At 64.4% G+C, this 12,742-nt stretch carries 10 protein-coding genes and 1 pseudogene; 8 read left to right on the forward strand and 3 right to left on the reverse strand.

Translation table 11 applies throughout. The annotated features are described in order from the left end of the window. The 6 genes from ASG57_RS23405 to ASG57_RS23430 all read left to right on the forward strand — a co-directional run. Positions 1 to 246, forward strand: a 246-nt coding sequence (locus ASG57_RS23405; protein WP_200948581.1) for a chemotaxis protein CheW, incomplete at its 5' end; no start/stop codon positions are given. 35 nt (positions 247 to 281) lie between these two features. Then, positions 282 to 671: a response regulator gene (locus tag ASG57_RS23410; protein ID WP_024343010.1), complete on the forward strand. Its 390-nt coding sequence runs from the start codon at positions 282 to 284 to the stop codon at positions 669 to 671. A 30-nt stretch (positions 672 to 701) separates the two neighbouring features. Beyond that, positions 702 to 1,580: a CheR family methyltransferase gene (locus ASG57_RS23415; protein WP_057197639.1), complete on the forward strand. Its 879-nt coding sequence runs from the start codon at positions 702 to 704 to the stop codon at positions 1,578 to 1,580. 2 nt (positions 1,581 to 1,582) lie between these two features. Next, positions 1,583 to 1,900, forward strand: coding sequence for a hypothetical protein (locus ASG57_RS23420; protein ID WP_011083221.1), 318 nt, complete (start codon positions 1,583 to 1,585; stop codon positions 1,898 to 1,900). 137 nt (positions 1,901 to 2,037) lie between these two features. Then, entirely contained in the window at positions 2,038 to 2,541 is a 504-nt protein-coding gene (locus ASG57_RS23425) for a response regulator (RefSeq protein WP_024343008.1), read from the forward strand. 475 nt (positions 2,542 to 3,016) lie between these two features. Next, positions 3,017 to 3,652: a response regulator transcription factor gene (locus tag ASG57_RS23430; RefSeq protein WP_024343007.1), complete on the forward strand. Its 636-nt coding sequence runs from the start codon at positions 3,017 to 3,019 to the stop codon at positions 3,650 to 3,652. Between the two features lie 165 nt (positions 3,653 to 3,817). On the opposite strand, the gene ASG57_RS23435 is transcribed toward ASG57_RS23430, so the two are convergent. Beyond that, a complete protein-coding gene (locus ASG57_RS23435; protein ID WP_057197640.1) occupies positions 3,818 to 7,426 on the reverse strand; it encodes a PAS domain S-box protein in 3,609 nt (1,202 codons plus the stop codon). Between the two features lie 52 nt (positions 7,427 to 7,478). Further along, positions 7,479 to 7,577 (reverse strand): annotated as a pseudogene (locus ASG57_RS39840) (response regulator); the annotation flags it as partial. A 262-nt stretch (positions 7,578 to 7,839) separates the two neighbouring features. Between ASG57_RS39840 and araD the strand changes: the two are divergent. Next, positions 7,840 to 9,579 carry an L-arabinonate dehydratase gene (araD, locus tag ASG57_RS23440; protein WP_057197642.1) on the forward strand — a complete coding sequence of 580 codons (1,740 nt, stop codon included), beginning with the start codon at positions 7,840 to 7,842 and terminating at the stop codon, positions 9,577 to 9,579. A gap of 99 nt (positions 9,580 to 9,678) precedes the next feature. Next, on the forward strand, positions 9,679 to 10,398 hold the full coding sequence (locus ASG57_RS23445; protein WP_057197644.1) for a ribonuclease activity regulator RraA: 720 nt from the start codon (positions 9,679 to 9,681) through the stop codon (positions 10,396 to 10,398). Between the two features lie 27 nt (positions 10,399 to 10,425). On the opposite strand, the gene ASG57_RS23450 is transcribed toward ASG57_RS23445, so the two are convergent. Further along, positions 10,426 to 12,525 (reverse strand): S9 family peptidase, encoded by a 2,100-nt coding sequence (locus tag ASG57_RS23450; protein WP_057197646.1) that lies wholly within the window; start codon positions 12,523 to 12,525, stop codon positions 10,426 to 10,428. Positions 12,526 to 12,742 lie beyond the last annotated feature (217 nt).

The raw sequence follows: 12,742 nt of genomic DNA on the forward strand, positions 1-12,742 counted from the left end.
GAGGATGGCAAGACCCCGATGGCCGTCGGCGTCGACCTGCGCGGCGAATCCTATGGCCTCTTGATCGACCAGATCGGCGAGGTGCTGCGCCTGCCCGAAGCCGGCATGGAGGAGAACCCCGTCAACCTCGACCCGCGCATGGCCAAGCTCGCCGGCGGCGTCCACCGCCTCGACGGCCAGCTCATGGTCGTCCTCGACGTCGATCGCGTCCTCGATCTCGAAACCAAAGTGCAGATGGCCGCGTGAACTCACACCGGAAATATTAGAGTCGGAGAACAAGAATGAAGACTTGTTTGGTTGTTGACGATTCCAGCATCGTCCGAAAGGTTGCCCGCCGGATCGTCGAAGCGCTGGGTTTTCAGGTGATCGAAGCGGAAGACGGCGTCGAGGCGCTGGTCCACTGCAAGAAGGCGATGCCGGAAGCCATCCTGCTCGACTGGAACATGCCCGTGATGGACGGCTTCCAGTTCCTCAGCACGTTGCGCCGCATGCCCGGGGGCGAAGAACCCATGGTCGTGTTCTGCACCACCGAGACCGGCATCGACCACATCACGAAGGCGATGGGCGGCGGTGCCAACGAGTACATCATGAAGCCGTTCGACAAGGACATCGTGATGGCGAAATTCCAGGAAGTCGGGCTGATCCCGCTGGGCGAAGAGACGGCGGCCTGAAACGCGCTCGACAACTGCAAGAGGTCTTCCGTGAATCCGACCGAGTATGAGTATCTGCGCAAGTTCTTGAAGGACAATTCCGGTCTCGACCTTTCCGCGGACAAGCAATATCTGATCGAAAGCCGCCTGCTGCCGCTCGCCCGCAAGGCCGGACTCTCCAGCATCGGCGAACTGGTGCAGAAGCTGCAAGGCGGCTCCGGCGCGATGGTCACCAGCGTGGTCGAGGCGATGACCACCAACGAGACCTTCTTCTTTCGCGACAAGGTCCCGTTCGATCATTTCCGTGACCACATCATGCCGGAAATCATCAAGGCGCGTGCGAGCAAGCGCAGCGTGCGCATCTGGTGCGCAGCCGGCTCGACCGGGCAGGAGCCTTACTCGCTGGCAATGTGCCTGAAGGACATGAGCTCGGCCCTCACCGGCTGGCGCATCGAAATCATCGCGACCGACCTCTCGCAGGAAGTGCTGGAGAAGGCCAAGGCCGGCGTCTACAGCCAGTTCGAGGTGCAGCGCGGCCTGCCGATCCAGATGCTGGTCAAATATTTCAAGCAGACCGGCGAGACCTGGCAGGTCAATCCGGAATTGCGAGCGATGATCCAGCATCGGCAGCTCAACCTGCTGCACGATTTTTCGCAGCTCGGCACCTTCGACGTCATCTTCTGCCGCAACGTGCTGATCTATTTCGACCAGGAGACCAAGGTCAACATCTTCAACCGGCTGGCGCGCCAGGTCGAGCCCGACGGCTTTCTGGTGCTGGGCGCCGCCGAAACCGTGGTCGGCCTGACCGATGTGTTCAGGCCGATTCCGGAGCGGCGCGGCCTCTACAAGCCGAACGACCTGCGTGCGGCGTCGGCCAAGCCGGCTCTCGCCGGTGCGCCGCCGCGCATGGCGGCGATGGCGGGACGATAGGCATGGCCGAGGATGGCAAGGGCGCGGAGCGCGTCACGTTCAGCCGCGGCTATGATGTCTGCATCATGGCCATCGACGGCACCTGGCGGCGGGATTGCAAGCTCAACGCGATCTCCGACACCGACGCCATCCTCACGGTCGAGGGGTCGATCCAGGGTCTGAACCTGAAAGAGTTCTTCCTGCTGTTGTCGTCAACGGGTCTGGCGTACCGGCGCTGCGAACTGGTCCGCGTCAATGGTGCCGAGATGGACATCCAGTTCCTGCGCGGCAAGAACAGGAAGAAGCGCGGTGCAGCCGGCGGTCACGACGCCGCGGCGTGATCTGGCCGCCCTGTCGCCGGTCCTTGGGCGTTGCTTCACATCTGCTGAATACATCCGAGTCAATTGACCGCAACAGCTTTACGTCGCCTAAGCGCGAGCTGTGTATCCATTGCTGGTCTCAATCTCAGGAATACGGCATGCCCAGAAGCTCTCTTTCCCCCATCTCGTCAAACCTGCCCGACGCCGCCGAGCGGAGAGCGCTTCAGCTCCTGGTGGTCGACGACGATGCCACGCAACGCCACCTGATCACGGTCGCCGCCAGGCAGGCCGGCCACGAAGTCACCGTGGCGCCGTCCGTGGCGGATGCGATCGAGAAGCTCCGCGCGGCCCGCTTCGATTGCGTGACGCTCGATCTCGTGTTGGAGGATGGCGACGGCATCGACGTGCTGCGCGAGATGGCGAGCGCGAAATTCGCGGGTTCCGTGATCGTCATCAGCGGCATGGACGGCAAGCGCCGCAGTGGCGCCCGCAGCTTTGCCCGTTCGGTGGGGATCGAGCTCCAGAGCCTGCCGAAGCCGCTGGATCTTGCGGCTCTGCGCATCTGCCTCGCCAATCTCGGCAAAGCCGCGATGGGACTGCCGGCGATTCACACTTGGGGTGGTGTTGCCACCGATGCCATCGTGGAACGGCACCGCGCCTAGGCGCGGTGCTGACGTGCGACCGGGCGTGGGCCGCAGTGCTGCTCGCAACGGCCGGGCTGCCGAATTCCGATAATCATTGCACGAGCGAGACCGACGGCAGCCCGCCAAGCGTCGAGAGCGGCGTTGGCTGTGGCATCACGACGCGTGACGTCGTGGAACAAGACGACGACTGCGGAACCTTCTTTATCGCTGCCGTGTTCTCTGGGCTGCGGCGATCCGGCGCATGCTGGTCTCGATCCGTGCGATCAGCAAGGGAAGGTGCGCCGCAATTACCTCGCGGCTCTCGATGTCTACGACAAGAAGCGACGTGTAGGCCAAATTGGCATGGATATTCTCCGTCCGCTGCGATTAGGCGCCATGCCGCTACTTGTGCGTTAAGTCCATGTCCCGTACAAATGCGGGTGGGCCGAATCCGCGCCAAGCGCCATGATGATTGGTGCGGACGCGAGTCCCTCATGCCAACTGGATGTGGCACATGGCCGAACAAAGCTCTCCTGGTGAAATCTTCGTGGTCGACGACGACCCTGCCGTTCGCGACACCTTGTCGATGGTGTTGAAGGCGGCGGGCTATGAGGTGATTTGCTTTGCGGACGGTGCGGCGCTGCTCTCTGTTGCGCGGAGCCGAACACCAGCTGCGATCCTGCTCGATGTGCACATTCCCGGGAAGTCCGGTCTCGACATTCTGAAGGAACTTCACGGCGAGGATTATCCGGCGCCGATCTTCATGATCTCCGGGCAGGGCGACATTGCGATGGCAGTGGGCGCGATCAAGAGCGGCGCGCTCGACTTCATCGAGAAGCCGTTCCGCGGCAGCGAGATCGTCGCCCGGCTCGATGAGGCGATCGGTGCCTATGCCCGCAGGCAGGCGGAGAACGCATCACCGAAGTTCGGCTCGCTGCATTTCCCCGGACGCGAGCCGTTGACGCGCAGAGAGCGCGAAGTGCTCGAGCAGTTCGCCTCGGGTGCGTCCAACAAGGAAGCCGGCCGCACGCTCGGCATCAGCCCGCGCACGATCGAGGACCACCGCGCCAACATTATGAAGAAGCTCGGCGCGCGCAACGCCGCCGACCTGATCCGCATCGTGATGACCGCGGCGCAACGCGCGTCGTAAGGCCGATTGGCCATCCTCTCTCGTGCCCCGGACGCAGCGCATCGTGCAATGATGCGCCGCTGAGCCGGGGCCGATCTCTCCAAGTCCGCCCTGAGAGTCTCTGGGTTCCGGCTCTGCGTCGCAGCGCTCATGGCGCTGCGCCTTGTCCGGGACACGAGAGGTCCGCTACGATTGCAGCGCCTTGCGGATGATCCGCGCCAGATCCGACTTGCGATAGGGCTTGGCCAGCAAGAGAACGCCCGTATCCAGCCGGCCGTGATGGATGATCGCGTTCTCGGTATAGCCCGACGTATAAACCACCTTGAGATCGGGGCGTGTCTTCATCACCTCGTCGGCGAGCTGCCGCCCGTTCATCTTGCCGGGCATGATGACGTCGGTGAACAGAAGGTCGAAGGGCTTTCCGGCTGCGACGATCGCGAGCGCCTCGGCGGCGTTTGCGGCCTGCAAGGTGACGTAACCCAGCGAGTGCAGTTGCGCCAGCACGTAATCCCGCACCAGCTGGTCGTCCTCGACCACGAGGATCGTTTCGTGCCCACCCTCGATCGTTGCCGGCGCCACGCCTTCGCCCGCAGCGGTCGGCGTTTTGCCGGGCGGCAGATACATCTTGATCGTGGTGCCGTGGCCTTCCTCGCTGTAGATCTTGATGTGACCTGCGGACTGTTTGATGAAGCCGTAGACCATCGAAAGTCCGAGGCCGGTGCCCTTGCCCGGTCCCTTCGAGGTGAAGAACGGGTCGAACACCCTGGTCAACATGTTCGCAGGGATTCCGGTTCCGGTGTCGCTCACGGCGATCAGCACGTAATGCCCCGGCGGCATATCGTTCGCGCTGGCATAGACCTCGTCGAGGTAGGCAACGCCCGTCTCCAGGATGAGCTTGCCGCCGCCCGGCATGGCGTCGCGGGCATTCAGCGCGAGGTTGAGGATCGCGGTGGTGAGCTGGTTGGGATCGACGATGGCAACGCAATTCTCGTCCTCGAACACCGATTCGATCTGGACCTGCTCGCCAAGCGTCGGCCGCAAGAGTTTCGCGGTGTCGACGATGAGCGAATTGATGTCGATCTCGCGCGGCTGGAGCGGCTGCTTGCGTGCGAAGGCGAGCAGGTGCTGGGTCAGATCGGCGCCGCGCGCGGCGGCCTCGTCGATCATCTTCGTGATGGCTGCGAGCTGCGGCTCCTTCTCGACGGCCTCCGCCAGAATTTCGATGGTTCCCGTGATGACGGTGAGAATGTTGTTGAAGTCGTGCGCCACGCCGCCGGTCAGCTGACCGATGGCCTCCATTTTCTCGACATGGCGGATGCGCTCCTCGGCGGCGATCTTGTCGGTGAGATCTCGGTAGAAGACGTTGAACAGCAGGCCCTCGCGGCGCTTCAGGGCAGTAACGCTGAGTTCGGCCTTGAATTCCTTGCCGTCCCGGCGGCGGCACATGAGCTCGTGGCGACGGTTCAGCGTCCCGCCGTCCGCGTTCTCAAGGAAGCGCTTCAGTCCCGACCTGACCCTCTCGCGTTCGCTCTCGGCGACGATGAGATCAATCGTGCGCTTGCCGAGCACCTCGTCGCGGTGCCAGCCGAACAGCTGCTCGGCCCGCGAGTTCCAGTTCAGGATGCTGCTGGTTTCGTCGGTCTGGACGAAGGCGTCGAGCGAGGTCTCGACGATGTTGCGGGCAAGCCGCTCGCTCTCGCGGAGAGATTCCTGCGCGAGCCGCGCTTCGGTCATGTCGCGTCCGACAAAGAAGAAGCGATGCGCCGGCTCGGACCAGCTGCCGAGCCATGACAGCCAGACCTCATGTCCGTTCTTGTGGAAACAGCGGGTGTCCGCGAGCTTCGGACGCTCGCCGCGCCGGAGGGCGCGCATCTCATCGCGCGACGTCTCCAGATGATCGGGATGAATGAAATCGGCGCCGCTGCGGCCCGTCATCTCCTCGGGCCGGTAGCCCAGAATGGCCTCGCTGCTCGGGCTGATCTGCGCGATGTGGCCCCGCGCATCCATGATCATGATCAGGTCCTGCGACGTCTCGAAGATCTGCCGCCGCTCCTCGAGCTGGTGCTGCAGCGCCCGCTCGGCGCGCCGCGCCTCGGTCAGGCTGCGCGCGCTGCCGGAGGCGCCGATGATCTCGCCCGACGGTCCTTTGATCGGCGACAGGCCAAGCGAGATCTCGACCGGCGTTCCGTCCTTGCGCAGGCGCACCGTCTCGAACCGTTCGATCGGCTCGCCCCGCGCGATTCGCCGCAAGTAATCCTTGCCCTGCTCGCGGCGGTCGGGCGGAACGATGATCGACGTCGGCTTCCCGATCGCCTCCTCCGCCGTATAGCCATAAAGACGCTCGGCGGCTGGATTCCAGCCGGTGATGACGGCCTCTAACGTCTGCATCACGATCGCGTCGTCGGACGACTCCACCGCGGCGCTGAACAAGCTCTCGCGCGCCGCGTGATGGCTCCGCGCCGCCTCGGTGCGGCGATGCTCTTCGATCTCGCGTTCGAGAGCGGCTGCTTTCGCGCGCGTCTCTTCGACCATTTGGGCAAAAGCCCGCGCCAGCACGCCGGTCTCGCCGCCGGCATCGACGGGAATGTCCGCCGGGCGCCCGCTGCCGATGGCTTGTACCGCGGCGGTCAGGCGCCCGATCGGGCGCGTCAGCGACCGGGCCAGCAGCACGGCGAGTGCCGCCGCCGCGAGCACGGCCAGTACGCCGACGAGCAAGGAGGTTCTTTGGATGGCCGCGGGCACGAGGCCGAACACAGGCGCCGGAATCGTCTCGATGATTGCGACCCATTCCTTGCCCGCGAGCAGTGCCGGGGCGATCGCCGCGCCGCTCGGCCGGCCCGATTCATCGGTCAGGAGCCGCGTCGACACGTCCAGCGTTCCGGCCAACGCGGCGAAATAGGGGAAGTCCTTGCGCCAGTCAGTGGGACGGTCATGCGAGGCGCCGAGTTCGCGCGTGCGATCGGGATGGAGGAGATAGCCGCCGCGCGAGTTCACGACGTAAATCTCTCCTCCCGAGCGCACGGTCGAGCGGACATGGTCGAGTGCCGGGCGCATGTCGATATTGGCCACGATGATGCCGAACGGCCTGTCGTCGTCGGTGAACAGCGGCATCGCGACGCGCAGAGTTGGAACGTGAGGAGTCGTCGTTCCTCCCCTGCGGGTCGCGAGATCGACTGACGACACATAAATCTCGCCGGGCCTGAGCCGTATCGTTTCCTGGAAGTAGGCTCGGTCGCCCTTGCGCTCCAGTTCGTCGTCCGGGGCGATCCGGGCCGCGCCATTCGGTCCGGAGCGATCGACACGGACCAGCTCGCGCTGGCCGTTATCGATACCGATGATCCGAAATTGCCCATAGATGGGCTTGGCCTCGATCTCGGCCACGAGCCGTGTCGCGATACGCTCGCGCCAGGTTTGCTCCGAGACGCCGTCTGAAGGGTCGATTCCTCCAGCGGCGTGAGCGCGGATGAGGCCCTTGATGGCCGCCGCGGCGCGATAGCCGATCAGATCGCCGCGCACTCCGTCGGCATAGGATTGAAGATTGCTCGCGAGCAGGCGTGCCTGGGCTTCGACCCGCTCCAGGACTCGCGGAATGACCGCCTGTGTCGTGTTGCGATAGCCCAGCCATCCAACGGCCGCCACGGTGATCGCCACCAGCAGGATCATCGCGACGGCCAGCCGCGTTGCCAGCGTGGTTGCGAGCCTCATGGGGACATTCGCAGCAATTGCCGTCCCGCCGCGCCATGTCTGGCCTGGAGCAGAGGGAGCGTTCTTGTCATCGGCAGCCGGTGCGGACATGGGCGTCCTCCGGCTCTTCCGCCTCCAGGCAGCCATCGATCGCGGCAAGAGGCTCGCCTGCGACCGTCAGGTGATGGCCTGCCCGTTCCAGCCGCCGCCGGATGGTGATCTCTACGGCCGGATCGTCATCCACGATCAGGATGTTGGCCACGTCCAAATGTCCTCCTGGTCAGGCGGAAGTCCCCGGACCAAAATCAAAGCCATCAAATATGAAATTGATGCGCGGATTCTGCTCTGCCCGCAAGCACTTCGGAGCCTCTCCGGCCCGAGGCGTGGATTTATTGCGCTGCACGGACCGGTACGCAGGCCTGAGTGCATAGCTGAAGTCCGCCTCCGGCCCGTCCGGCGTCTTGCCGGGGATGGACAGCGTGTGAGAAGAGCAAGGCGAATTCTTCGGACGGACAAGGAACAGCATGACCGGCAAGAAAAAGACGCCCGACCAGCTCCGCAGCGCGCGCTGGTTCGCGCCCGATGACCTGCGCTCGTTCGGCCACCGCTCCCGCGCCATGCAGATGGGCTACGCCCCCGAGGAGTGGAAGGATCGGCCGATCATCGCGATCCTCAACACATGGTCGGACGCTCAGCCCTGCCACATGCATTTCAAGTCGCGCGTCGATGACGTCAAGCGCGGCATCCTGATGGCAGGCGGCCTGCCGCTGGAACTGCCGGCGCTGTCGCTGTCGGAATCGCTGCTCAAGCCCACCACGATGCTCTACCGCAATCTGCTGGCGATGGATGCCGAGGAACTCTTGCGCGGCCATCCCGTCGACGGCGTCGTGCTGATGGGCGGTTGCGATAAGACCACGCCGGCGCTGCTGCTCGGCGCGACCTCGATGAACATCCCTGCGATCTATCTGCCGGCAGGTCCGATGCTGCGCGGCAACTGGAAGGGCAAGACGCTCGGCTCCGGCTCGGACGGCTGGAAATACTGGGACGAGCGCCGCGCCGGGAAGATCTCGGACAAGGACTGGCTCGATATCGAGGCCGGCATCGCGCGCAGCTACGGCACCTGCATGACGATGGGCACGGCCTCGACCATGACCGCGATCGCCGAGGCGATCGGCATGACCTTGCCGGGCGCCTCCTCGATTCCCGCTGCGGACGCCAACCATATCCGCATGGCCAGCGAATGCGGCCGCCGCATCGTCGAGATGGTCTGGGAGGATCTGACGCCGAAGACGATCCAGACCCGCAAAGCGTTCGAGAACGCCATCGCGGTCGCGATGGCGATGGGTTGCTCGACCAACGCGATCATCCATCTGATCGCGCAGGCCCGCCGTGCCGGCCAGGATATTGGGCTGGACGACTTCGAGATCGCCAGCCGCAAGGTGCCCGTGATCGCCAATGTCCGGCCGAGCGGCGACACGTATTTGATGGAGGACTTCTTCTATGCCGGCGGCCTGCCGGCGCTGATGAACCAGATCAAGCCACACCTGCATCTCGACTGCATCACCGTCACCGGCAGGACTATTGGCGAGAACATCGAGGGGGCCGAAGTCCACAATGCCGACGTGATCCGCGGGATCGACAATCCCATCTACAAGGAAGGCGCGCTCGCGGTGCTGAAGGGCAATCTCGCGCCCGACGGCTGCGTCATCAAGCCCTCTGCCTGCGCACCGCGCTTCCTCAAGCACACGGGACCTGCGCTGGTGTTCGACGACTATCCATCGATGAAGAAGGCGGTCGACGATCCCGATCTCGACGTCACCGAGGATCACATCCTCATCCTGCGCAATGCCGGGCCGCAGGGCGGTCCTGGCATGCCGGAATGGGGCATGCTGCCGATCCCGACCAAGCTGGTGAAGCAGGGCGTCCGCGACATGGTGCGGATCTCCGATGCGCGCATGAGCGGCACCAGCTACGGCGCGTGCATCCTGCATGTTTCCCCGGAGTCCTATATCGGCGGCCCGCTGGCGCTGGTGCAGAACGGCGACTTCATCACGCTCGACGTCGCCGCCCGCACCATCAACCTCGATGTATCGGAGGACGAACTCGCCAAGCGCCGCGCCGCCTGGAAGCAGCCCGAGCGCCGCTTCGAGCGCGGCTATGGCTGGATGTTCACCAGGCACATCAAGCAGGCCAATGACGGCTGCGACTTCGACTTTCTCGAGACGGATTTCGGCGCGCCGATCGGCGAGCCGTCGATCTACTAGGTTCTGTCGTTCCGGAGCGCGACGCGAATCCGGAACCTCGAGATTCCGGTTTCGATGCTGACGCATCGCCCCGGAACGACGACCAGAGAGAGTACACCCATGACCAAACTATCCGAAGCCACGCGCAACAAGCTGAAATCCGTCTCCACCGCCACCGTCGCCACCGCGCTGTTCAAGCGCGGTCTCCGCATCCAGATGATCCAGGATGTTCGCCCATTGAGCCCCGACCAGCCGACCATGGTCGGTGAGGCTTTCACCCTGCGCTACATGCCGGCGCGCGAGGATCTCAACACCATCGATGTGTTCAAGGACCGCTCCCATCCGCAGCGCAAGGCAGTTGAGGATTGTCCGCCGGGCGCGGTGCTGGTGATGGATAGCCGCAAGGATGCGCGGGCCGCCTCGGCGGGCGCGATCCTGGTCACGCGCCTGATGAAGCGCGGCGTCGCCGGCGTCGTCACCGACGGCGGCTTTCGCGATTCTGCCGAGATCGCCAGGCTCGGCTTTCCCGCTTTCCACCATCGCCCGAGCGCGCCGACCAACCTCACGCTGCACCAGGCGATCGAGATCAACGTGCCGATCGGCTGCGGCGACGCTCCGGTATTTCCCGGCGACGTCATCCTCGGCGATGCCGACGGCGTCATCGTCATCCCCGCACACTTGGCCGAGGAGATCGCCGACGAAACCTTCGAGATGACCGCGTTCGAGGATTTCGTCACCGAGGAAGTCGGCAAGGGCCGTGGCATCTTCGGTCTCTATCCCGCCACCGATCCGAAGACGCTGACCGATTTCGCGGAATGGCGGAAGAAGAACGGGAGGTAGTCGCCTCTCACCGCTCGCGGGAACAGGTCATGCCGCCGCCATCCCCACCGCCCACAGCGCGAACGCGTACACGATCGCGACTTCGTCCAGCCGGTCGAATCGTCCTGAGGCGCCGCCGTGACCGGCGCCCATGTTGGTGCGAAGCAGGACCGGGCCGCCGCCGGTCATGGTGGCGCGCAGGCGCGCGATCCACTTTGCGGGCTCCCAATAGGTGACGCGCGGATCGGTCAAGCCACCCATCGCCAGGATCGCCGGATATTCTTTTGCAGCAACGTTGTCGTAAGGCGAATACGACAAAATGGTGCGAAAATCCTTCTCGCTCTCGATCGGGTTGCCCCATTCGGGCCATTCCGGCGGCGTCAGCGGCAGCGTGTCGTCGAGCATGGTGTTGAGCACGTCGACGAACGGCACTTCGGCGACGATGCCGGCGAACAGCTCGCCGGCGCGGTTGGCCACGGCGCCCATCAGCATGCCCCCGGCCGAGCCGCCATGGCCGATGATCCGCTTGGCGCTGGTGTATTTGGCATCGATCAGCGCGCGCGCGCTGGCGGCGAAATCGTCGAACGAATTTGTCTTCTTCTCGCGCTTGCCGTCGAGATACCAGCCCCAGCCCTTGTCCGCGCCGCCGCGGATATGGGCGATGGCGTAAACGAAACCGCGATCGACCAGCGACAGGCGATTGGCATTGAACGAGGCCGGCATCGCCATGCCGTAGGACCCGTAGCCGTAGAGCAGCAGCGGTGCCGAGCCCTCGAGCGGGAGCCCGCGGCGATAGAGGATCGAGACCGGCACCTCGGCACCGTCATGCGATTTCGCCATGATGCGGGTGGTGACGTAGTCGGCGGCATCGTGGCCGGACGGAATCTCCTGGCGCTTGCGCAGGACGCGCGTGCGCTTGACCATGTCGTAGTCATAGACTTCCGAGGGCGTCGTCATTGACGAATAGGCAAAGCGCAAATTCGTCGTCTCGAATTCGTAGGAGCCCATCGTGTCCAGCGAATAAGCGGCTTCTTCGAACGAAATCTCGTGCTCCTCGTTCGTTGCGAGGTCGCGGATCACGATCGCCGGCAGCGCATGGGAGCGCTCGAGCCTCACGAGATGGCCGGCATAGAGGTCGATGTCGATGATGTACAGCCCGGTGCGGTGCGGGATCAGATCGCGCCAGTTCTTGCGCTCGGGCGAAGCGAGCGGCGCGGTGACGATCTTGAAGTCGATGGCGTCATCCGCATTGGTGAGAATGAAGAGCTCGTCGCCGCGATCGGCGAGTGAATATTGCACGCCCTCCTGGCGCGCCGCGACCAGGCGCGGCGGCGCCTCGGGATTGGCGAGATCGATCAGCCGCTGTTCCGAGGTCTCGTGGTCGCCGCCTGCGATCACGCAGAAGCGGCCGCTGGTGCTCTCATGCAGATGGGTGAACCAGCCGGCATCCTGCTCCTCATAGACCAGCGCGTCGTCGGCCTGCTTGGTGCCGAGCCTGTGCCGCCACACCTGCATCGGACGGTGGTTGTCGTCCAGCTTCACGTAGAAGAAGCTCCTGCAGTCCGCGGTCCAGACCACACCGCCGTCGGTCTCCTCGACGAGGTCGTCGAGATCCGTCCCGGTCGCCCAGTCCCTGACGCGGATGGAAAAATACTCGGAGCCCTTGGTGTCCGCGCTCCAGGCCTGCAGCTTGTGATCATATGAGTGCCGGCTTCCGCCAAATTTGAAATATTTGTGGCCCTTGGCGAGGGCGTCGCCGTCGAGCACGATCTGGCCCTCGCCGCCGTCGCGCGGCATGCGGCCGAACAGCTCGTGCTGCCCGCCTTCGCGGAATCTGCGGAAATAGGCAAAGGGCCCATCGGGCGACGGCACGCTGGAATCGTCCTCCTTGATCCGCCCTCGCATCTCGCGCACCAGCGTCTTTTGCAAAGCCGCGGTATGGCCGAGCAGGCTCTCGGTGTAGACGTTCTCCTCATCCAGATATTTGCGGATATCAGGGTCGAGCACGGCGGGATTGCGCAGCACCTCCTGCCAATTCGCGTCCTTCAACCAGGCATAGTCGTCGGTCACGGCGATCCCATGCCGCGTGAAGGAATACGGCCGGCGCGGGGCGACGGGGGGCTGGGAAGGCGTCTTGGCTTGTGTCACTCAATCCTCGTTCGTGTCTCGCCGGCTCGGATCGTCATGCGCGGGCTTGACCCGCGCATCCACCAACGAAGATTCGTGAGCGATGGATTGCCGGGTCAATCCGGCAATGACGGCGACAGGAGCGGCAGTTCGCGCATAATATGGCGACGAGAGCACGAATTGCCAGCCGCGCAGCGCCGAACCAGACGGGTTGTTGACCGGCCGCTCGTATGCTTTA

This window comes from Bradyrhizobium sp. Leaf396 (genome assembly GCF_001424605.1).
In the GTDB taxonomy this organism is placed as follows: Bacteria; Pseudomonadota; Alphaproteobacteria; order Rhizobiales; family Xanthobacteraceae; genus Bradyrhizobium; species Bradyrhizobium japonicum_C.